Here is a 20,502-nt window from a genome sequence, read left to right as displayed (position 1 = left end):
GCGCTCAGTAGCCGGGCTGGCCGGGGGCCGGGATCTCACCGGCAATCGTGGCTTCCAGGCTGCCCAGCAGTCCGGACGCACCAAAGCGGAAGCGCTCGGCCGAGACCCAGCCTTCGCCCATTACGTGCTCGGCCAGGTCCAGATATTCGGCGGCCTCGTCGACGGTGCGCACACCACCAGCGGCCTTGAAGCCGCAGCTGCCTCCGGTCTGGCGGATGGCGGCGAGCATGATACCGGCGGCACCCAAGGTGGCATTGACCGGTACCTTACCGGTGGAGGTCTTGATGAAGTCCGCCCCGGCGGCAATCGCGATCAGGCTAGCGGTGCGGATCAGCTCCGGGTCCTTGAGCTCGCCGGTTTCCAAGATCACCTTCAGTACCCGGTCGCCACAGGCCGCCTTGCAACGCGCCACCAGCTCTGCGCCGGTCTCCGCATCGCCCGCCATCAGGGCACGATAGGGAAACACCACATCCACCTCGTCGGCTCCGGCGTCGATCGCGGCGCGTGTTTCGGCCTCGGCCCGCTCGATGTCCGCATCGCCGGCAGGGAAATTGGTGACGGTGGCGATCTTCACGCCGGAGGCCCCCGCTTCGGCCAACGCACGGCGCGCGGTGGCGACGAAGCGCGGGAACACGCACACCGCTGCCACACTGCCTCCGGGACCACGCGCCCGCCGGCACAAGGCAGCGACGCTGGCATCGGTATCTTCGTCGTTGAGGGTGGTCAGATCCATCAGCGCCAGGGCGCGACGGGCAGTCTGTGCTAGATCGGACATGTTGTTTCTCCCGGCGCGGCAACACGCGCCACAAGGCTTGGACCGCAGGGGCGGCCCAGGTTCAAACGCGGCGCGCTTCGGTCACGCCCGGCAGCTCCATCACTCGGGCCAGCACGCGGTTGATGTCGTTCACCTGCCGCACCTCAACGGTGAAACGCATGCGGGCACGGGTATCGCGAGACAGGGTACTCACACCAATGAGGTTCAGCTTCTCGCGCGACAGCACATCGGATATCTCGCGCAACAGGCCGGTGCGATCCTGCGACACCACCTCGATATCGATAGGAAAGACGCTGTTCTTCTGCTCACCCCACTCCGCGGTGATCAGGCGCTCTGGCGCATCGGCCGAAAGCCGCTTGAGGGTGAGGCAGTTGGACCGGTGGATGGAAATGCCGCGCCCCTTGGTCACGAAGCCCACCACGGCGTCGGGTGGCGCAGGCCGGCAGCATTTGGCAAGCACCGTCATCAGGTTGTCCACCCCCTCGATCAGAATGCCACCCGAATCATGGCTACCCTTGCTGCGCTTGACGAGGTCTTCGGGGGCGACATCCCGCGCCGGCGGCGGCGCAAAGCTCTCGATGGCCTGCGCCACCGCTCTCATCGACACCTCGCCGTGCCCCAGGGCAGCAAAGAGTTCGTCCATGCGGGCAAAGCCCAGCTTCTCCGCCAGAACGCCCAGATTGGGCTGCACATGCGGGTGCCGCGCCAGCTCCCGCTCGAACAGCTGGCGACCGTTCTCCCGCACGGTATCGGCATTCTGCAGCCGGATGTACTGGCGGATTTTGGAGATGGCCCGGTGGCTCTTTACCCAGCCCTCGTGCAGCCAGTTAACGCTGGGGCCGCCTTCACGGGCAGTGAGGATTTCCACCCGCTGGCCGTTGGCCAGCGGCGTGGAGAGCGGCACGATCTGTCCTTCCACCTTGGCACCGCGGCAGCGATGGCCCAGATCGGTGTGGATGGCATAGGCAAAATCGATGGCGGTGGCCCCCTGCGGCAGGGCCAGTACCCGTCCCTGCGGCGTCAGCACATAGATGGTGTCGGCAAAGAGCTCGGTCTTGAAGGCCTGCGCCAGGTCTTCCTTGTCCGATGCGGACATGTCCTCGCGCCAGTCAAGAAGCTGGCGCAGCCAGGAAATCTTTTCCTCGTACGCCGCGTCGCCCTTACCGCCTTCCTTGTAGCGCCAGTGTGCGGCCACGCCGAACTCGGCGTGCTCGTGCATCTCGAAAGTGCGGATCTGCACTTCCAGCGCTTTGTCCTCAGGGCCGATCACTGCGGTATGGAGGCTGCGGTAGTTGTTGGCCTTGGGGTGGCTGATGTAGTCGTCGAACTCGCCTGGAATCGGCTGCCAGATACTATGGATAATGCCCAGTGCGGTATAGCAGTCGGGCAGCTTCTCCACCAGGATCCGCACTGCGCGAATGTCGTAAAGCTCCGAAAAGTCGAGCTTTTTCTTCTTCATCTTTTTCCAGATGGAATAGATGTGCTTGGGACGACCGGCCACATCGGCCCGCACGCCGGCCTTGCGCAGCTCGGTGCGCAGCGTGTCCAGCACACGCCCGATATATTCGATGCGCTCCAGACGCCGCTCGTCCAAAAGACGCGCGATCTTCTTGTAGTTTTCCGGGTCGGTATGCCGGAAACCGAGATCCTCCAGCTCCCACTTGATCTGCCACACGCCCAGCCGGTTGGCGAGCGGTGCGAACACATCCAGCGTTTCGGTGGCGATACTGCGGCGCACTGCCTCGTCGCAGGCGGGCAGATAGTGCATCGTCTGCGTGCGCCAGGCCAGCTTGATCAGCACCACACGGATGTCGGTCACCATGGCCAGCAGCATCTTGCGCATGGTTTCGGCCTGACGCGACCGCTCCTCGGGCGTACCCAGCCGGTCCAGGCGGGCGATCTCGGTGATGCGGCGCACGCCATTGACCCCGTCCACCAGGGCCGCGACCGTCGGATTGAAATGGGTCGCCAGCCACTCCTGCCAAGCCGGCTGATAGTCGGGCACGGCAAAGAGCAGTGTGGCGACGATGGCATCCGGCAGCAGGTGCAGGTCGGCCACGATGGCGGCCGCGGACACCGCATGCGAGAACAGGTCTTCCCCGGTATGCGGCAGGGTCTTGCCCGAATACAGCGTGCGCGCCTCGTTGAACGCGCGCTCAAGCTGGGCCCGGTCGCTATCGGGTAGCGGGGCGGTCAGCTGGGCGAGCCACTGATTGGGATCGGCGGCGCCTGCCAGCGTATCGGCAACGGAACGGACAACGGAAACCATATTCTCCAGTCAGTCGGTTTAGGCGCCCGGGGGCGCATTGCGGTCAGGCAGGCGGCGCACCGGCCAGGCGCAGCAGCAGCTTTTTCACCGGGGCCGGCACGCCGGCATCCGGCGCTTCGGCCAAGGGCAGCCACGCACCGGAGCCAGGTGCCACCGGGGGCGCAGCCAACCGTACGGGCACGGGCGTAATCACCAGCCGGTAGTGAGTGAAGGCATGCTCCACTTCTGGCCAGTCCGACAGTACATCGCCACCGCCGTGCCGAGCCACCCAGTCCTCGGCTGCGGTGGTGTCGGACACCTCCGGCAGACTGAGCAGACCGCCCCAGATGCCCTCGGAAGGCCTGCGCTCCAGCCACACGCGCCCGCTAGCTACCGGCATCAGCATCAGTGTGTGTCGCACAGGGATGATCTTCCTCGGACGCGGGGTGGGCAAGTCTGCCGTGCGCCCGTGCTGTGCGGCATGACAGGCATCAACCATCGGGCAAACAGTACAGGCCGGGCGGCCCCGGGTGCAGACCGTGGCCCCCAGATCCATCAGACCCTGCGTGTACGCTGGCATGGCCTCGTGTTCTTGCGGCAGCAGACGTTCGGCCAGGCTCCACAGGCGCTGCTCCACGGCACGTTCGCCGGGAAAGCCCTCGATGCCGAACACCCGCGTCAGCACCCGCTTGACGTTGCCATCCAGGATCGCCTCGCGGCGGGAGAAGGCGAAGACGGCCACCGCCGCCGCAGTGGAGCGACCCACGCCGGGCAACTGCTCGATCTGCTCGCGCACTGCGGGAAAGCGGCCCTCGAAGCGGTCCATCACCATGCAGGCGGCCCGATGCAGGTTGCGCGCCCGGCTGTAATAACCAAGCCCGCTCCACAGCGTCAGCACCTCCTCTACCGGAGCGGCGGCCAGATCGGGCAGCGATGGGAAGCGTGCCAGGAAGCGTGCGTAATAGGCGCGCACGGCGCTTACCTGGGTCTGCTGCAGCATGATCTCCGACAGCCAGACGCGGTAGGGATCGGACACCTGCCACGGCAGGTCGTGCCGGCCATGCAAACGCTGCCAGGCCACCAGTCGCGTGGCGAATTCATGTTCCTGCATCCGGCCCCCCGAAAAACCGGCGGGCACCGGCCAGTACCAGCCGGCGCCCGCGCAATCGAACCGGGCATGTTAGCGCAAAGCCAGGCCCCGACCAAGAACGGGGGCACGAAATCGGCTAGAATGACAGGGATTCGATGACAAGGACTTTTCATGGCCAACTTCCGCTCCCGCCAGCGCGCCCACCTGCGACGCGACCCTACACTCCGCAAGGAGGGACCCGACGCGGTAGCGGACGGCAAACCGGCCGCGAAGGGCCCGGCAGACCGCAAGGGGCTTCCGCCTCGCAGTGGCCCCAAACCGCCTTACGCCAAGGACGCACGCCGCAGCGCCCCTGAGGACCGCGATGCACCGCGTGCAGGCAAACCTGCCCAAGGTGAGCGCAACGCACCGCGCGCCGGCAAGCCATCGGGCTTCGGCCCGGGCAAGGACAAGCCGCAGGGTCCGCGCCCGCCGTATGCGGACAGCCGCCCCGCCCAAACGGGCGAGGCACCGCGCGCGCGGCCCCAAGGCCCCCGGCCGGGCGGTCCACGCCCCGCCTACGACAAGACGCGTGGCGCCGGCCCACAGGGCGGGCCGCGTCCGCCCTACGCTCAAGGCCGGGGCCCGAGCGGACGGGAGGAGACCGAGCGCAAGCCTGCAGACGCGGCAGCGCCTTCGCCTGCGCGACCGCTGTTCTCCCGCCCGGACAGGCCGCCCCAAGCGGACAGACCGCGCAACGAGCGCCACACTGGCAGTACTGTGCCCCCAGGACCGCGCGCGCCCTACGACCGATCACCCTCGCCGGAGGCCGGTGAGCGCCCGCGCGCACTCTTCAGCCGGCCCCGGCCAGAAGGACAGATACCCCCGGCCCGGCCTGATGCCGAGCGCGAAGCCCGGCGTCCGTTCCCCGCTTCGCGCCCACCACGCGGCGATGATGCCCCGCTCGCTCAGCGCGAAGTGGCCAGTTCCCTGCAGGGTCGGCTGGCGATGTTCGCGCCTTGCCCGCGCGGCCTGGAAGAAGTGCTCGCGACCGAACTTGCCGCCGTGGGCGCCAGCGACATCCGCGCTACGGAAGGAGGCGTGGGCTTTGCCGGTGACATGGCCACACTGATGCGGGCCAATCTGGAAAGCCGCACCGCCAGCCGCATTCTGGTGAGGTTGGCCGAAGGCGGCTACCGGACCGAGGACGACCTCTACCGCCTTGCCTTGGCCGTGGACTGGCCGCGCTTTTTCGACGTCGACCGCACGATCAAGATCAAGACCGACGGCATCGGCAGCACGGTACGCAGCCTGGACTTCGTGTCGCTGAAGGTGAAAGACGCCGTGTGCGACCGTTTCCGCCAGGCTCGCCTTGGCCGCCCCAGCGTGGATACCCGCAGCCCGGACATCCGGCTGCAGATGTTCCTGCGACGCGATCGGGCCACACTCTATCTGGACACCAGCGGCGAGGCCCTCTTCAAGCGTGGCTGGCGTGAGGAGACGGGCGAGGCGCCGTTACGCGAGAACCTGGCTGCCGGCATCCTCCTCTTGGCGGGCTACGACGGCACCCAATCCCTGCTGGACCCGATGTGTGGCAGCGGTACCTTCCTGGTGGAAGCCGCCGACATCGCGCTCAATCGGGCGCCTGGCCGCCTGCGTCAGTTTGCCTTCGAACGGCTGCGCAATTTTGACGCGGTGACCTGGGAAAGCGTGCGCACCGCAGCCAGGTTGGCCGAAAGACCAGCGGTCCCGCTGGCCATCCGCGGCAGTGACCGAGACCCTGCCATGGTGGAGATCGCACGCCGCAACCTGGCCCATGCCGGCCTTGAAGGTTGCGTGGTGCTGACGGTGGCCGAGGTGACCGAGACCCGACCCGACGCCCCATCCGGACTGATCGTCACCAACCCGCCGTACGGCGTACGACTGGAAGAACAGGCGGCGTTGGTCGCGTGGTATCCCGAGCTAGGCAGCTGGCTCAAACAGTACTTTGCCGGCTGGACCGCGCACTTCCTGACGGCCGACGCCGAGTTCCCGGGGCACATCCGCCTGTCGCCCAAGCGCCGTACCCCGCTATACAACGGCTCGCTGGCCTGCCGCCTGTACGGCATCCGCATGGTGGAAGGCAGCGCCCGGCGTGAAAAGGCCGAACCGACCGAATAAGCCCTGCCCGTCAAGGAGGAAGAGGTTTCCCGGCTGTGCGATAATCGCGCGCCACCCTTGAAACGCCCGTTTGCCACACCATGGAAACCTCCTTTCTCTCTGCCACCATTCTGCTGATCCTGATCACCGACCCCCTTGGGAACATCCCGTTGTTCCTGGCGGCCCTCAAGCAGGTCAAGCCCGAGCGACGCCGGCGCGTAATCTACCGGGAGTGCTTCATTGCCTTCCTAGTGCTGCTGACTTTCATGTTCTTCGGGCAGAACTTTCTGGACGTGATGCACCTGACCGACGAGTCGATGCGCATCGCAGGCGGGGTGATCCTGTTCCTCATTGCCATCAAGATGATCTTTCCGGGCGAAGGCAGCGTCTTCGGTGGAGAAAAGATGAACGGCGAACCCTTCATCGTGCCCATCGCCATTCCGTTGATTGCCGGCCCTTCGGCCATGGCCACGGTGCTGCTGATGGCCACGCGCGAGCCGGGACGCATGCTGGAATGGATCGGAGCGCTGACCCTGTCAATGGCGGTCACGACGGTGGTGTTCCTGTTTTCGGGGCGGCTTCAGAAGCTGCTGGGCGAACAGGCGATTACTGCACTGGAGCGACTGATGGGGCTGGTGCTGACGGCCATTTCGATCGAGATGCTGCTCAGCGGCGTTGCTGCCTACATCCAGCAGTTCAACCGCTAGCGACGATGAAAGAAAAGCCGGCAGAGCCCGGCTTTTTGCATACGGGAGACAAAACAAAACGCCCAGCCTGGAGGCTGGGCGTGTAATCTGGTGGCCTGGGGCAGAATCGAACTGCCGACACGCGGATTTTCAATCCGCTGCTCTACCAACTGAGCTACCGGGCCATTTCTCTGACGTCGTTGCGTCGTCGAGGTCTGCATTAAACCAAACCTCGTTTTTTGCGTCAAGGGGTTTGGGCAAAATATTTTGCCAAAACCGACCCGGCGGAAAATTTCACGCAGCGTCCGGCTGTCGCGCGGGATGGGCCGCCTCAAAGGCGGGCAGCGCTTCCAGCCGCCCGGCCACGGCCTGCAGGCGAGGATACGGCGCCAAGTCGACGTCGAAGCGGCGGGCATTGAACACCTGAGGCACCAAACAGACATCGGCCAAGGAAACGGTGTCGCCCACGCAGTACATGCCGGCGGTGCGGGCCAAGGTGCTTTCGAAGGCGGCCAACCCTTCCTGCGTCCAGTGCGCATACCACCGCTGCTTCTGGGCATCGTCCTTGCCCAGCACCTCGACCAGATAGCGCAGTACGCGCAGGTTGTTGAGCGGGTGCAGATCACAGGCAATCTGCTGTGCGAGGGCGCGTACTTCGGCACGGGCTACGACGTCATCCGGCAGCAGACGCGGCGTGTCGGGGTAAGCTTCCTCCAGATATTCGCAGATCGCCAGCGACTGGGTGAGTACCCTGCCGCCGTCCTCCAGGGCGGGCACCAGCCCCTGCGGGTTGAGGCGGCGATAACCGTCGGTCTGCTGCTCGCCCTTGATCAGGCTGACCGGCGCCTGGCGGTAAGCCAGCCCCTTCCAAGCCAAGGCAATGCGTACGCGGTAGGCCGCAGAGGACCGGAAGTAGCCGTGCAACACCCGCCCTGCCGGCTTATTCATGCGCCACCACCGTCTGGTCAATGGTGCCGAAGAGGTTCTGTCCGTCGGCTGCGGTCATGGTAATGCGTACCCGATCGCCCACCTTCATGAACGGCGTGCGGGCCGCGCCCTCCTCGATGATTTCGATCATGCGCTGCTCGGCTAGGCAGCAGCTGCCCACCCGTCGGTCGTGGTTGGAAATGGTGCCCGAGCCGATGATCGATCCGGCACACAGCTCGCGGGTGCGGGAGACATGGGCGATCAGTTGCGGGAAGGAGAACTGCATCTCCACGCCCGCATTGGGCTCGCCGAAACGCTCACCGTTGAACTCCACCCGCAGGGGCAGGTGAACCTTGCCCGACTCCCAGGCCGGCCCCAGCTCGTCGGGGGTGATGGCCACCGGTGAAAAGCTGCTGGCCGGCTTGCTCTGGAAGAAGCCGAAACCTTTGGCCAGTTCGGCCGGGATGAGGTTGCGCAGGGTGACGTCGTTGACCAGCATCACCAGTCGGATCGCGCGGGCGCACTCCTCCGGGCCAGCCCCCAGCGCGACATCGCCAGTCACCACAGCCACCTCGGCCTCGAAGTCCAGCCCCCAGTCCTCGTTGCAGAGAGGAATCGGCGCGCGCGGCGGCAGGAAGGCATCCGAGCCCCCCTGATACATCAGGGGATCGCTGTAGAAGCTTTCGGGCACCTCCGCGCCGCGCGCCTTGCGCACCAGTTCCACGTGATTGAGGTAGGCGCTGCCGTCGGCCCACTGATAGGCCCGCGGCAAAGGGCTGTGGCAACGCGTCTCATCGAAACTCTCCTCACCGGCTACATAGCCGGTGTTCAGGTGCACGTAGACTTCCCGCAGCCGCGGAGCCAGCTCTCCCCAGCGGTCCAGGGCAAGCTGTAGGGTGGGGGCGATGGCAGGGACGGCCACGGAGCGGGAGAGGTCGCGGCTGACCACGCGCAGTTCGCCGTCGCGGGTGCCGTTCTTGTAGGTTGCGAGTTTCATCTTGGGTTCTCATGAGGGCGGCTGCACAAGGTTGGCCGAAAAGGCGCCTTCGGCCAACCTTGCGCGGCGGGTTCAGGACTTGGCCTGCCAGCTGTCCACATAGCCGGGCCATTCCACCTGCGTCATCAGCGGGCCTGCATCGAGCGCATCGCGTGTGTCCAGCATGACCGCGACCTCGTCGGTGAAGGTCTTGGGGCTGGCCATCGCCTTGGCGAATGCCTTGGGATGCGGCCCGTGGGTGAAGCCGCACGGGTGGAAGGTGAGCATGCCGGGGTGGATGTTGTCGCGGCTGAAGAAGTCGCCGGCATGGTAGAACAGCACTTCGTCGTAGTCGTCGTTGTTGTGGTAGAAGGGCACCTTGAGGGCCCCCGGGTCGCTCTCGATCGGTCGTGGCACGAAGGTGCAGACCACGAAGCGGTCCGCAACGAAAGTGGTGTGTGCGGAAGGCGGCAGGTGGTAGCGGTGGCTCATCAGCGGCCGGATGTCGCGCCAGTTGATACGGCACACTGCCAGATTGCCGTGCCAGCCGATAGCATCCAGCGGGCTGAAGGGGTAGCTCACCCGCGACAGCTGGCCACGGCGCTGGATCACCACCTGCCAGGGCGTCTCGGTCTGCTGAGCGCGAAAGGCGTCATCGATGGCGGGCACGTCCAGCATGGCCTCGTCGAAGATCGCATGCGGGCCTACCAGCCCCTTATCAGGCAACTGGTAAGCGCCGTTAGTGGCTTCGATCATCAGCAGCGTCACCGGCTCGGCCGGTTCAAGGCGCCACATCGTCGAGCGCGGCACGAGGATGTAGTCACCCTCCCGAAAGCTGAGGTGGCCATAATCACAGAAGAACTCGCCCTGTCCCTGGTGCACGAACAGAAGGTCGTCGCCATCCCCGTTGCGGAACAGAGCGGTCATCGGCTCGCTGCACGACCAGATACGCATTCGGCAGTGGGCGTTGCCCAGCACCAAGGGCGCCTCCCACGGGGCGGTGGACGTCTTGGGCAGCTCGTTGAGGTCAAAAGCGCGGGGACGCAACGGGCCCTCCCACGCCGTCCAGCCCGTAGGGGGATGACGGTGATGCAGGTGCGAAGCGGGGCCAAAGAAGCCGCTTCGGCCAACCTCACGCTCGTAAATGCCCTCGGCGGGAAAATCGGCATGGGCCTGACGCGACCCCTGCCCTTCCCGGTGCGGAAAGCTGATCCATTTGCGCATGGCATGCTCCTGTTGGGACCCGGGAACGCAGGGCCAGCAGCGCGATCCTTCCAGCGCACGCCCGGCCCGCGTCCGCGGAAAACAGCTTAGTCGGCCGCCAGCACGCCGCGACGGATCTGGTCTTCCTCGATCGACTCGAAGAGGGCTTTGAAGTTGCCCTCACCAAACCCTTCGTTGCCCTTGCGCTGAATGATCTCGAAGAAGATCGGGCCGATCACGGTTTCGGTGAAAATCTGCAACAGGATGCCAGCACCTTCAACCGGTGCCCCATCGATCAGGATACGGTTGCGCCGCAGACGCTCCAGATCCTCGCCGTGTCCGGGCACGCGCGCGTCGGTCTTGTCGTAGTAGGTATCCGGTGTGTCCATGAAGCGGGTGCCGCGTGCCTTGAGGGTTTCCACCGTGTGGTAGATGTCGTCAGTGCCCAGCGCGATGTGCTGAATGCCCTCGCCCTTGTACTCGCGCAGAAATTCCTCGATCTGGCTCTTGTCGTCGGAGGACTCGTTGATGGGGATGCGGATCTTTCCGCACGGGCTCGTCATCGCTTTGGACACCAGCCCCGTCAGCTTGCCTTCGATGTCGAAGTAGCGGATCTCGCGGAAGTTGCCGATGCGCTCGTAGAAACCAGCCCAGGTGGCCATGTTGCCGCGCGCCACGTTGTGCGTCAGGTGGTCGATCTGAGTCAGCCCCACGCCTGCCGGCTGCTGCTCCACACCGTCCAGTGGAACGAAGTCCACATCGTAGATGTTGTGTTCGCCGTAGCGGTCGACGAAATACAGTGCCGAACCGCCAATCCCCTCAACCGCAGGGATGTTGAGCTCCATCGCGCCGATGGGGCGCTCGTAGGGCCGGGCCCCGTGGGCGATTGCATAGTCGTAGGCACGCGCGGCGTCCTTCACCCGCCACGCCATGGCACATGCCGACGGGCCATGGGCCTCGGCAAAGTGGGTGGCAGGCTGGCTGCGCTCGGCGTTGAGGATGAAGTTGATGTCGCCCTGCCGGAACAGGCCCACGTCCTTGCTGCGGTGACGCGCCACCTCGGTAAAACCCAGCGACAGGAACACCTGACGCAACTGCTCCACGCCCCGAGCATCAGGGGCAGTGAATTCGACGAACTCGAAACCATCGGTTGCGAGTGGGTTGGTGGTCATGGCTTCCATTTTCATGAGGTCTCCTCGGTCCCTCGCCGGGGCCTTGATGCATGTGTGGTGGGTGAAAACGGGATACGAACTCAGATGGCCAGACCGTGGTGGCAGGTCCAGTCGGCAAAGGCATGTTCCAGTGCATCGAAGCTGTCGATCACAAACAGCTCATCCTGCATGTGCCAGATGTCGTAGTCGGTGGCGGCTACCTGCACGATGTCGAAGGCATGCTTGCGGGTGTTCTCCGACAGGCTGTAGAGCACCTCGTTGGGCGAGGACAGGATGCCGGCACCGAAGATGCGCAGCCCTTCGGCATTGCGGATCAGCCCGAACTCCACCGTGTACCAGTAGATGCGTGGCAACCAGGCGCGGGCAGGATGGTCCGTGTCGAAAGCGGCCACGCCCGCCTTGCCGAACGCCTCGAAAAAGGCACAAAAGCGCGGATCGGTCAAAAGCGGCACATGCCCCAAAAGGTCGTGGAACATGTCGGGGGCCGGGGTGTAGCCGATCTCTTCGGGCTTGCGGATGAAGTCGGTCGAAGGAAAGATGCGTGCGGCCAGCAGCTCGAAAAACTCGCGGTCAGGCACGATGCCGTCCACCCGCGTCAGCCGCCAGCCGGTCTCGGCTTCGATCCGATCGCTGATGTCCGCCAGCCGGGGGATGTGATCTTCGGGAAACCCGACTTTTTCCAGCCCGAGGAGGAACTCCTTGCAGGCCCGTCCTTCCAGCACCTGCTTCTGGTTGGCGATGAGTTGGGCCCAGGTATGGTGCTCGACGTCGGTATACACAGGCACCACCGCCCGATGGATGTCCAAGTCGGCCGGCAGGCCCGCCATCTTCATGTCGTCGCGCACGAGCGCCGCATCTGCGGTATACATCGTGACTCCTCCTTGATGTGTAGACAGTATCCGGCGGTCTGTCGCCGCCGTTAGAATTGTCGTTATTAGGGTTTTTATTCTAGGGAAAGTCCTAAGCAATTTCCTTGCAAACTGGCTCTAGAATACGAGACATAAAAAATAAAATTTCAACCGACAAAAACCAGAGGACAAAACATGCCAAGTCTTACGCTAGATAAGACAGACCTGCGCATTCTTGCGGAACTGCAGCTCAACGGTCGCCTGACCAACGTGGAACTGGCCGAACGGGTGGCGCTGTCGCCCTCGCCCTGTCTGCGCCGCCTCAAACAGCTGGAGGAATCCGGCGCCATCCGTCAGTACGTGGCCCTGCTCGACCCCTCGTGCATCGGCCTGGGCCTGCAGGCCTTTGTACGCGTGACGCTGGAAAAGCGCGGCAACGTGCATGCCCAGAGTTTCAACGAAGCGGTACAGCGCTGGAGCGAGGTGATCAACTGCTATGCCATGACAGGAGAGATGGACTATCTGCTGCAGGTGTATTTCGAGGACCTGGAGCATTTTTCCCGGTTCGTGATGGACGAACTGCTCCAGCACCCAGGGGTGGAGGATGTGAAGTCGAGCTTCGTGCTCAAGGAGATCAAGCGCACCACGGCCCTGCCCCTGAGCCATTTGCGCGGCTGAGTCTGTAATCCGGAGCCGCGGCAGGCGGCAGCGACAACAAAAACGGCCCTTGCGGGCCGTTTTTATTGGGTCGGGCCGCGCGGTTCAGAGGCCGAGTCGCTGCCAGACGGTGGACACCAGCCCGGCGGAGTTGAGAGTATAGAAGTGGAGGCCCGGAGCCCCCCCTGCCAAGAGGCGATCGCACAGCTCGGTCACCACGTCCAGACCAAGCGCCCGGATCGATGCGGTGTCGTCCATATAAGCCTGCATCCGCTGGCGCAGCCAGCGCGGCACTTCGGCGCCGCACATGTCGGAGAAGCGGCACAGTTGGCCGAAGTTGGAGATTGGCATGATGCCGGGCACGATCGGGATGTCCACGCCACGCGCCTGCACCTCATCCACGAAGCGGAAGTAGGCATCCGCGTTGAAGAAGTACTGGGTGATCGCCGAGTCGGCACCGGCCTGTACCTTGCGCACGAAATTGTTGAGGTCGTCTTCGGCCGAACGCGCTTGCGGGTGGAACTCAGGATAGGCGGCCACCTCGATGTGGAAATGGTCACCGTGCTCGGCGCGGATAAAGGCCACCAGCTCGTTGGCGTAGCGGAACTCCCCGGCTTCCACCATCCCGGAAGGGATGTCGCCGCGCAGGGCGACAATATGGCGGATGCCGTGACTACGGTATTCCTCCAGGATGGCGCGGATGTTCTCGCGTGTGGAGCCGATGCACGACAGGTGGGGCGCTGCGGCGTGCCCTTCGGCACGGATCTCCAGCACGGTGGAGAGGGTACCATCGCGTGTGGTCCCGCCCGCACCAAAGGTGACGGAGAAGAACTGCGGGCGGAACTGGGCCAGCTGCTGGCGCGTGGTGCGCAGCTTGGCAATGCCTTCCGCCGTCTTGGGCGGGAAGAATTCGAAACTGAAGGTGCGTTTGTCGCTCATCCTGGGATCCCTTGCCTGCCCTGCCCGGGCAGTGCCTTTCTTGTTCGCGGGCCGCTTCGGCCAACCCTGTCCGGCTGGCGCAAAAAAACGGACAGAGCCATTCTACGTGCCCTGTCCGCTGCATGACGTCAACAAATATCAATAACGATAGTGTGCCGGCTTATAAGGCCCTTCTTTCGGCACGCTGATGTAGGCGGCCTGCTGATCGGACAGCTCGGTCAGGCGGGCGCCGATGCGCGCCAGGTGCAGACGGGCCACTTTTTCGTCCAGGTGCTTGGGCAGCACGTAGACCTTGTTCTCGTAGTGACTGCCGTTGGCAAAGATCTCGATCTGGGCCAGTACCTGGTTGGTGAAGGAGTTGGACATCACGAAGCTCGGATGGCCGGTGGCGCAGCCCAGGTTCACCAGGCGGCCCTCAGCCAGCAGGATGATGCGCTTGCCATCCGGGAAGATGATGTGGTCGACCTGCGGCTTGATATTCTCCCACTGGTACTGACGCAGGCTGGCGACCTCGATCTCGCTGTCGAAGTGGCCGATGTTGCAGACGATGGCATTGTTGCGCATCTTTTTCATGTGATCGTGCGTAATCACGCCCACGTTGCCGGTGGCGGTGACGAAGATGTCGGCCTGATCGGCCACCTCGTCCATGCGCACCACGCGGTAACCTTCCATTGCAGCCTGCAAGGCGCAGATCGGGTCGATCTCGGTCACCCACACGGTGGCACCGAGTCCACGCAGGCTCTGGGCGCAGCCCTTGCCCACATCGCCATAGCCCAGCACCACGGCCACCTTGCCGGCCACCATCACGTCGGTGGCACGCTTGATGCCGTCCACCAGCGACTCCCGGCAGCCGTAGAGGTTGTCAAACTTGGACTTGGTGACCGAATCGTTGACGTTGAACGCCGGGAACGGCAGCACCCCATCCTTTTCCATCTGGTAGAGACGGTGCACGCCGGTGGTGGTTTCCTCGGTCACGCCCTGGATGTGTACCAGGCGCTTGGAGTACCAGGCCGGATCGATGTCGAGGTGACGCTTGATCGAGGCGAAGAGGGCGGTTTCCTCTTCGTTGGTGGGATGGCCGATCACACCCAAGTCTTTTTCCGCCTTGCTGCCCAGCATCAGCAGCAGGGTAGCATCACCGCCATCGTCCAGGATCATGTTCGCCGGCTGGCCTTCAGGCCACTCGAAGATGCGGTGGCTGAACTCCCAGTACTCATCAAGGCTTTCGCCCTTGAAGGCAAAGACCGGAATGCCGGCAGCGGCAATCGCGGCGGCGGCATGGTCCTGAGTGGAAAAGATGTTGCACGAAGCCCAGCGCACCTCGGCACCCAGCGCCACCAGAGTCTCGATCAGCACACCGGTCTGGATGGTCATGTGCAGGCTGCCGGCAATGCGGGCACCGCGCAGCGGCTGGCTGTGGCGATACTCCTCGCGCAGGGCCATCAGGCCGGGCATCTCGGTTTCGGCAATCGCCAGCTCCTTGCGGCCCCAAGCGGCAAGGTTGATGTCGGCTACGTGGAAGTCGTTGGTGTCAGCCACAGCGTTCATTGAGAACTCCTAAGACGGTGTGGCCGGGAGGGGGGTGTGACAAGGCTCACCCGCCCCGTGCCCGGCACGGGTTGTTCAGGTGAGCGCGGTTGGAACTTGGGCCGAGCCTGGGGACGTATCCTCGCAGCGCTCCTCGGCATCGCAGGGCGCGATTATAACGCTAGTGTGCTGAATTTGCTCGATTTCCTCCACGCTAGCACGTGAGCATGCTAGGCTTTGGCCAACGACGCTACAACACGATCCGCCTGCACGCATAATCCATGTCTTTCCTCTTCACCCCGCTGGCTGCGCTGGCCGGCACCGCCGGTCTTCTGGCGGCCGGCACTTGCTTGCTCTCCCTGCACAACAGCCGGCAGCCAGGCAGCCGCTGGCTAACCTGGCTTATGGCGGCCGTGGCCCTGTGGGGCTTCGGTGCCGCGATGGAGCTTTCGGTTCAGGATGTGGCGGCAAAGGTGGCTTGGTCGAAGTTCGAGTATCTGGGCACGCTGACCACGCCGGTGCTTTTCATGCTGCTGGCCGCAGACTACAACCGGCTGGAGCGGCTTTTCCGTCGGCGCGCGCTGGCCCTGCTGTTTGCGCCCCCAACGGTGTGCTTCCTGCTGGCGCTGACCAACGCGTGGCACGGCCTGATCTAGACCAGTTTCACGCCCAGTCCGGCAGGGCACAACCTGCTGATCTACGGCCACGGCCCGGCATTCTGGCTTGGCGTAGTCGGCTACTCCCACCTTGCCTGCCTGGTGGCCGGGCTGTTCCTGCTGCGCGCCCTGCACATCTTCCCCCGTCAGTACCGGGGTCAGGCCTGGCTGCTTCTGGCTGCGGCGCTGCTGCCTTGGGCGGGCAACTTTTTGTACCTGTCCGGGCTCTCGCCGCTTGCCGGCCTGGACCTGACACCGTTGTGCTTTGCCCTCACCGGGGTAGTGCTGGCCCTCGACCTCTTCTATTTCAAGCTGCTGTGCCTGGTACCAATCGCACGGGCCAAGGCACTGGAAGCCATGGGTGACGGCGTGCTGGTTCTTGATCCGCAGGGCCTGGTGGTGGATGCCAACCCTGCCGCCGGCCAGTTGCTCGGCCAGCCCACCCTCTCGCTGATCGGTCAGCCCCTGCCCTGTCCGGCGCTGCAGGCGGCACTGGAGACCGCCGACGCGGCCCCCTGCGAAGTGGTTGTGTCGGGTACGCGCTTCACCGTGCTGGACGTGCGTCTCCATCGGCTGCACGAGGGCGACCTGACGTTGGGGCGGTTGATGGTGCTGCGCGACATCACCGAAAAGAGGTTGGCCGAAGCGGCCCTGTTCGAAGCCAACTGGGCACTCAAGGCCCGTGTAGAGGAGGTACAAGCGCTGCAGGCCGAGTTGCATGAGCAGGTGGTGCGCGACCCGCTCACCGGCGCCTTCAACCGACGCCATCTGGAAGAGACCGCCGCCACCCGCCTCGCTCAGGGCCGCATGTCGGCCGCCGCGCTGGTGCTGATCGACATCGACCGCTTCAAGGAAGTGAACGACCGCCACGGACACGCCACCGGCGACGCGGTGTTGCAATACCTGACCGCCCTGCTGCAGGACAGCACGCGCACCGACGACATCGTCTGTCGCATCGGAGGCGAGGAATTCGTGGTATTGCTGCCCGGCACACACGCCGAGGAGGCCGTCGAGGCGGTGGAGCGGTGGCGCCAGCGCTTCAGCCAGGTTCCGCCGGAAGCAGGGCTGCCCTTCGAGGCCCTGGGCTTTTCGGCAGGCATCACGCTCTTCCCCCTCCATGGCCAGCATTTGCAGACCCTGCTGGAAGCCGCTGATACTGCGCTTTACGCTGCCAAGCGCGGGGGGTGCAACCGCGTCTGCCTGGCCCCGCTGCCCAATCAGTCAGCCACTGTCCCCGCCCGCTGAAAAGAAAAACGGCCAGCTCGTGCTGGCCATTTTCGAGACACTGCCGGGCTTAGAGGCCGGCGTCGGCGCGCAGGGCTGCGGCCTTGTCGGTACGCTCCCAGCTGAATTCGGGCTCTTCGCGTCCGAAGTGGCCGTAGGCTGCTGTCTTGCCGTAGATCGGGTGTAGCAGGTCCAGCATCTGGATGATGCCCTTGGGCCGCAGGTCGAAATGCTTCTTCACCAATTCCACAATGCGTTCGTTGGGAATATGGTTGGTGCCGAAGGTATCGATCGAGATCGAGGTAGGCTGGGCGACACCGATGGCGTACGACACCTGGATTTGGCACTGCCGCGCCAGGCCTGCGGCCACAATATTCTTGGCCACGTAACGCCCGGCGTAGGCAGCCGAACGGTCCACCTTGGAAGGATCCTTGCCCGAGAAGGCACCCCCACCATGCGGCGCAGCACCGCCGTAGGTATCAACGATGATCTTGCGGCCGGTCAGGCCGCAGTCGCCCATCGGGCCGCCGATGACGAAGCGCCCGGTCGGGTTGATCAGGTATTTGGTTTCCGGAGTCAGCATCTCCAGCGGCAGCACCGGCTTGACGATGTCCTCGATCACCGCTTCGGTCAGGGTCTTGTGGTCGATTTCCGGGCTGTGCTGAGTGGAGAGCACCACGGTGTCGATGCGCTTGGGCATGCCGGTCTCGCTGTCGTACACGCAGGTGATCTGGCTCTTGGCATCCGGACGCAGCCACGGCAGGCGGCCATCCTTGCGCAGCTCCGCTTGGCGCTGTACCAGCCGGTGGGCATAGTAGATCGGGAACGGCATCAGCGTCGGCGTCTCGTCGCAGGCGTAGCCGAACATCAGTCCCTGGTCACCGGCGCCCTGCTCCAGATCGAGGCCCTCGCCTTCGTTCACCCCTTGCGCGATGTCAGGCGACTGGCGGTCGTAGCACACCATGACGGCGCAGCCGCGGTAGTCGAAGCCCAGGTCGGAGGTGTCATAACCGATGCGCTTGATCGTCTCGCGCGCGACCTTGATGTAGTCGACGTTGGCCGAAGTGGTGATCTCGCCGGCCAGCACGACCAGGCCCGTGTTGACCAGCGTTTCGGCGGCCACGCGCGCGTGACGGTCTTCGCGCAGGATCGCGTCAAGGATGGCATCCGATATCTGGTCGGCCACCTTGTCCGGATGACCTTCCGACACCGATTCGGAGGTGAACAGATATTCGCTCATTTGCTATGGATTCCCGAATGAAGACAGGTTCAGTAATGATAAAATAAGCCGCTTTTAACAAGACGGATTCGCTATGTCCGCGCTGGTGCACTGGCTGTTATCGCTTCTGGCGCGTCTGCCGCTCTCGTGGCTGCAGGCGCTGGGCGCACTCTTGGGCCGGCTCATTTATCGTGTCTCGCCGGGCTTTGCGGCAAGACTGCGTGAAAATCTGGCGTCAAGTCAAATTGCCGGAAATTATCAGGTTTACGAGAAGCTCGTCAAACAGGTTGCCGCCGAAACCGGCAAAGGCGCGCTGGAGCTGGCTATCGCATGGTGCGAGACACCCGAGCGTATCGCCCGGCTGGTGCGCCACTGCAGCGGCTGGGAGCATGTGGAAGCGGCGCTGGCCCGCGGTGACGGCATCGTGTTCGTCACACCCCATCTGGGCAGCTACGACATTGCCGGCCGCTACATCAGTCATCGGCTGCCCTTCCCGCTGACTGCGATGTACCGTCCACCCAAGCTGGCCTGGCTGGAGCCGGTGATGCAGGCTGGGCGCTCGCGTGACAAGGGCAAGACCGCCCCGGCCACCGCCGCCGGCGTACGCATCCTGATGAAAGCGCTCAAGGCCGGAGAAGCCACCATCATCCTTCCGGACCAAGTACCCGGGGGGGGCGAAGGCGTCTGGGCGCCCTTCTTCGGCCAACCGGCCTACACGATGACCCTGGTGCCCCGTCTGGCGCAGGTGTCAGGCATCACCACCCTCCTGTTCGTGGGGGAGCGCCTTTCCGGTGGGCGCGGGTTTGCTGTGCACATCCGCCCGTTGCCCGAGCCCTTCACTGGGGACAAGGCGGAGGATGCTGCGCGTCTAAACCGCGCAGTGGAAGGCCTGATCCGCACACTGCCAGCCCAGTATCTCTGGAGTTACAACCGTTACAAGCGTCCGGGCGGCGTACCGGCCCCGGATGCATCGCAAGGAACCGCATGAAACTGGCCTTTGCCCTTCTCTGGCTGATCCGCCTGCTCCCGATGCCCGTGATTGCCCGCCTGGGCGACCTGCTGGGCCTGCTGGCCTACCTCCTGGCGGGTGAACGCCGCCGCGTCGGCCTCATCAACCTGCGCCTGTGCTTTCCTGAATGGAGCGAGGCCAAGCGCCGCCGGGTGCTGCGCCACCATTTCGGCATGATGATGCGGCTGCTGCTCGAATACGGCATCGTCTGGTGGAGCAGCCCGGAGCGTCTACGAAGGCTGGTGCGGGTCAAGAACCTGCATTACCTGACCGAACTACGCGACCGCGGGGAGGACGTCATCCTGTTCTATCCGCATTTCACCGGCTTCGAACTCTGCGCTCTGCGCCTTAATCTAGAGGTACCGCTCGTCAGCGTTTACTCGCACCAGAAGAATCCGGCACTGGACCGGCAGATCTACCGGGGCCGCAACCGCTTCAACCGTGCCTTCATCGTCTCGCGCCAGGAAGGCCTGCGGCCGATTGTGAAAGCCATGCGGGCCGAGCATTCGCCCTTTCTCTACCTGCCAGATCAGGACTTCGGCCCGAGGGACTCACTGTTCGTGGACTTTTTCGGCGTGAAGGCCGCTACCGTTCCAGGACTCTCACGCATCAGTAAACTGGCACGCGCCAAGGTGGTACCCGCCATCGCGCGGCGTGTGGGCAGCACGCTGGAACTCGAGCTCTACCCGGCTTGGGACAACTTCCCCACCGACGACGCCGAAGCGGACACCCGGCGCATGAACGCGTTTCTCGAAGCACGCATCCTCGAAACGCCCGAGCAGTACTTCTGGCTGCACAAGCGCTTCAAGACCCGCCCCCAGAGCGAGGCGCGCTTCTACTAACGCCTGGCTCTTCCGGCTGGAGACCGGCTCTTCAAGGGTGGCCGCCACCGTTCCCAGCGCATCTTTGCCCACGCCAGTGCCTACGCAGCCAGCCCTGCCCACTGGCGTCCCCCAGCTTGGTTTCCCTAGTACCACTGCCCACCGCTGCCGCCAGCGTGCGTTAAGGGCACAGGCCGAGCGGCGGGCAGACGTGCCCGGCACGGCCACGAAGGCGTCGTTGGGCGAGCTTCGGTGTGCAGGCCACGCCCTATCCAGCCATGTCTACTTGTCGCCTCTGCCTTCTTCTCTGGCTTTCCCGGCCCGCACCGTACTGCCGTCAGCAGCAATAGCGCCCTCAAGGCCGGAATCGACCTGGCCCGGGGGCAGGCTTAGGGCTCACCGAAGAC

General features: G+C 64.4%; 17 protein-coding genes, 1 tRNA gene, 1 pseudogene and 1 riboswitch. Of the genes and pseudogenes, 7 read left to right on the top strand and 12 right to left on the bottom strand.

What is annotated here, in order from left to right:
* Positions 1-4: 4 nt before the first annotated feature.
* The 3 genes from deoC to mutY form a co-directional block, all read right to left on the bottom strand.
* On the bottom strand, positions 5-775 hold the full coding sequence (gene deoC, locus EV669_RS12370) for a deoxyribose-phosphate aldolase (protein ID WP_132098853.1): 771 nt from the start codon (positions 773-775) through the stop codon (positions 5-7).
* A 61-nt stretch (positions 776-836) separates the two neighbouring features.
* On the bottom strand, positions 837-3,044 hold the full coding sequence (locus EV669_RS12365; protein ID WP_055434463.1) for a RelA/SpoT family protein: 2,208 nt from the start codon (positions 3,042-3,044) through the stop codon (positions 837-839).
* 43 nt (positions 3,045-3,087) lie between these two features.
* Positions 3,088-4,134 (bottom strand): A/G-specific adenine glycosylase, encoded by a 1,047-nt coding sequence (gene mutY, locus EV669_RS12360; protein ID WP_132098852.1) that lies wholly within the window; start codon positions 4,132-4,134, stop codon positions 3,088-3,090.
* 966 nt (positions 4,135-5,100) lie between these two features.
* Here mutY and EV669_RS14260 point away from each other — a divergent pair.
* Positions 5,101-6,252 carry a THUMP domain-containing class I SAM-dependent RNA methyltransferase gene (locus EV669_RS14260; RefSeq protein WP_054284954.1) on the top strand — a complete coding sequence of 384 codons (1,152 nt, stop codon included), beginning with the start codon at positions 5,101-5,103 and terminating at the stop codon, positions 6,250-6,252.
* Between the two features lie 80 nt (positions 6,253-6,332).
* On the top strand, positions 6,333-6,938 hold the full coding sequence (locus EV669_RS12350; RefSeq protein WP_054284842.1) for a MarC family protein: 606 nt from the start codon (positions 6,333-6,335) through the stop codon (positions 6,936-6,938).
* Positions 6,939-7,026: 88 nt separating this feature from the next.
* On the opposite strand, the gene EV669_RS12345 is transcribed toward EV669_RS12350, so the two are convergent.
* The 6 genes from EV669_RS12345 to EV669_RS12320 all read right to left on the bottom strand — a co-directional run bounded on the left by EV669_RS12345 (position 7,027) and on the right by EV669_RS12320 (position 12,064).
* Positions 7,027-7,102: transfer RNA gene (locus EV669_RS12345), tRNA-Phe, on the bottom strand.
* A 109-nt stretch (positions 7,103-7,211) separates the two neighbouring features.
* Positions 7,212-7,865, bottom strand: coding sequence for a maleylacetoacetate isomerase (maiA, locus tag EV669_RS12340; protein WP_132098850.1), 654 nt, complete (start codon positions 7,863-7,865; stop codon positions 7,212-7,214).
* The gene (locus EV669_RS12335; protein ID WP_054284900.1) at positions 7,858-8,841 is read right to left on the bottom strand and encodes a fumarylacetoacetate hydrolase family protein; all 984 of its coding nucleotides are present in this window, start codon (positions 8,839-8,841) and stop codon (positions 7,858-7,860) included. Before EV669_RS12335 ends, maiA begins: the two co-directional genes overlap by 8 nt.
* A 72-nt stretch (positions 8,842-8,913) precedes the next feature.
* Positions 8,914-10,044, bottom strand: a complete 1,131-nt coding sequence (locus tag EV669_RS12330) for a homogentisate 1,2-dioxygenase (RefSeq protein ID WP_055434517.1) — start codon at positions 10,042-10,044, stop codon at positions 8,914-8,916.
* A gap of 86 nt (positions 10,045-10,130) precedes the next feature.
* Positions 10,131-11,210, bottom strand: coding sequence for a 4-hydroxyphenylpyruvate dioxygenase (gene hppD / locus EV669_RS12325; RefSeq protein WP_132098849.1), 1,080 nt, complete (start codon positions 11,208-11,210; stop codon positions 10,131-10,133).
* Between the two features lie 65 nt (positions 11,211-11,275).
* Positions 11,276-12,064: a phenylalanine 4-monooxygenase gene (locus EV669_RS12320; protein ID WP_132098848.1), complete on the bottom strand. Its 789-nt coding sequence runs from the start codon at positions 12,062-12,064 to the stop codon at positions 11,276-11,278.
* A 174-nt stretch (positions 12,065-12,238) separates the two neighbouring features.
* Here EV669_RS12320 and EV669_RS12315 point away from each other — a divergent pair, with 174 nt between their 5' ends.
* Complete coding sequence (locus EV669_RS12315; RefSeq protein WP_054284904.1) at positions 12,239-12,721, top strand: Lrp/AsnC family transcriptional regulator; 483 nt, start codon at positions 12,239-12,241, stop codon at positions 12,719-12,721.
* Positions 12,722-12,805: 84 nt separating this feature from the next.
* Here EV669_RS12315 and metF read toward each other — a convergent pair whose 3' ends face one another.
* Positions 12,806-13,639, bottom strand: a complete 834-nt coding sequence (metF, locus tag EV669_RS12310; RefSeq protein WP_054284905.1) for a methylenetetrahydrofolate reductase [NAD(P)H] — start codon at positions 13,637-13,639, stop codon at positions 12,806-12,808.
* A 138-nt stretch (positions 13,640-13,777) separates the two neighbouring features.
* A complete protein-coding gene (gene ahcY, locus EV669_RS12305; protein ID WP_055434514.1) occupies positions 13,778-15,187 on the bottom strand; it encodes an adenosylhomocysteinase in 1,410 nt (469 codons plus the stop codon).
* Positions 15,188-15,261: 74 nt separating this feature from the next.
* Positions 15,262-15,328, bottom strand: a riboswitch (S-adenosyl-L-homocysteine riboswitch).
* A gap of 119 nt (positions 15,329-15,447) precedes the next feature.
* Here ahcY and EV669_RS14255 point away from each other — a divergent pair.
* Both EV669_RS14255 and EV669_RS14250 read left to right on the top strand, forming a co-directional pair.
* Positions 15,448-16,446, top strand: a pseudogene (locus EV669_RS14255) (histidine kinase N-terminal 7TM domain-containing protein); the annotation flags it as partial.
* Positions 16,429-17,067, top strand: a complete 639-nt coding sequence (locus EV669_RS14250) for a GGDEF domain-containing protein (protein WP_318271472.1) — start codon at positions 16,429-16,431, stop codon at positions 17,065-17,067. The pseudogene EV669_RS14255 and the gene EV669_RS14250, both read left to right, overlap by 18 nt.
* 49 nt (positions 17,068-17,116) lie before the next feature.
* On the opposite strand, the gene metK is transcribed toward EV669_RS14250, so the two are convergent.
* Positions 17,117-18,286: a methionine adenosyltransferase gene (gene metK / locus EV669_RS12290; RefSeq protein WP_132098845.1), complete on the bottom strand. Its 1,170-nt coding sequence runs from the start codon at positions 18,284-18,286 to the stop codon at positions 17,117-17,119.
* Between the two features lie 73 nt (positions 18,287-18,359).
* On the opposite strand from metK, the gene EV669_RS12285 reads away from it, so the two are divergent.
* On the top strand, positions 18,360-19,253 hold the full coding sequence (locus tag EV669_RS12285; RefSeq protein ID WP_054284909.1) for a lysophospholipid acyltransferase family protein: 894 nt from the start codon (positions 18,360-18,362) through the stop codon (positions 19,251-19,253).
* Positions 19,250-20,116: a lipid A biosynthesis lauroyl acyltransferase gene (locus EV669_RS12280; protein WP_132098844.1), complete on the top strand. Its 867-nt coding sequence runs from the start codon at positions 19,250-19,252 to the stop codon at positions 20,114-20,116. The genes EV669_RS12285 and EV669_RS12280 overlap by 4 nt, the downstream gene beginning before the upstream one ends.
* Positions 20,117-20,502: the final 386 nt, after the last annotated feature.

The organism is Gulbenkiania mobilis, from assembly GCA_004346645.1.
Classification (GTDB): domain Bacteria; phylum Pseudomonadota; class Gammaproteobacteria; order Burkholderiales; family Chromobacteriaceae; genus Gulbenkiania; species Gulbenkiania mobilis.
The sequence above is the reverse complement of the archived record's forward strand: the minus strand, read 5'-3'. Positions and strand labels throughout refer to the sequence as shown.

Bases quoted from the DNA above. Each gene is read 5' to 3' on its own strand.
- deoC (WP_132098853.1), bottom strand. From the start codon at position 775: ATGTCCGATCTAGCACAGACTGCCCGTCGCGCCCTGGCGCTGATGGAT.
- EV669_RS12365 (WP_055434463.1), bottom strand. From the start codon at position 3,044: ATGGTTTCCGTTGTCCGTTCCGTTGCCGATACGCTGGCAGGCGCCGCC.
- mutY (WP_132098852.1), bottom strand. From the start codon at position 4,134: ATGCAGGAACATGAATTCGCCACGCGACTGGTGGCCTGGCAGCGTTTG.
- EV669_RS14260 (WP_054284954.1), top strand. From the start codon at position 5,101: ATGTTCGCGCCTTGCCCGCGCGGCCTGGAAGAAGTGCTCGCGACCGAA.
- EV669_RS12350 (WP_054284842.1), top strand. From the start codon at position 6,333: ATGGAAACCTCCTTTCTCTCTGCCACCATTCTGCTGATCCTGATCACC.
- maiA (WP_132098850.1), bottom strand. From the start codon at position 7,865: ATGAATAAGCCGGCAGGGCGGGTGTTGCACGGCTACTTCCGGTCCTCT.
- EV669_RS12335 (WP_054284900.1), bottom strand. From the start codon at position 8,841: ATGAAACTCGCAACCTACAAGAACGGCACCCGCGACGGCGAACTGCGC.
- EV669_RS12330 (WP_055434517.1), bottom strand. From the start codon at position 10,044: ATGCGCAAATGGATCAGCTTTCCGCACCGGGAAGGGCAGGGGTCGCGT.
- hppD (WP_132098849.1), bottom strand. From the start codon at position 11,210: ATGAAAATGGAAGCCATGACCACCAACCCACTCGCAACCGATGGTTTC.
- EV669_RS12320 (WP_132098848.1), bottom strand. From the start codon at position 12,064: ATGTATACCGCAGATGCGGCGCTCGTGCGCGACGACATGAAGATGGCG.
- EV669_RS12315 (WP_054284904.1), top strand. From the start codon at position 12,239: ATGCCAAGTCTTACGCTAGATAAGACAGACCTGCGCATTCTTGCGGAA.
- metF (WP_054284905.1), bottom strand. From the start codon at position 13,639: ATGAGCGACAAACGCACCTTCAGTTTCGAATTCTTCCCGCCCAAGACG.
- ahcY (WP_055434514.1), bottom strand. From the start codon at position 15,187: ATGAACGCTGTGGCTGACACCAACGACTTCCACGTAGCCGACATCAAC.
- EV669_RS14250 (WP_318271472.1), top strand. From the start codon at position 16,429: ATGGTGCTGCGCGACATCACCGAAAAGAGGTTGGCCGAAGCGGCCCTG.
- metK (WP_132098845.1), bottom strand. From the start codon at position 18,286: ATGAGCGAATATCTGTTCACCTCCGAATCGGTGTCGGAAGGTCATCCG.
- EV669_RS12285 (WP_054284909.1), top strand. From the start codon at position 18,360: ATGTCCGCGCTGGTGCACTGGCTGTTATCGCTTCTGGCGCGTCTGCCG.
- EV669_RS12280 (WP_132098844.1), top strand. From the start codon at position 19,250: ATGAAACTGGCCTTTGCCCTTCTCTGGCTGATCCGCCTGCTCCCGATG.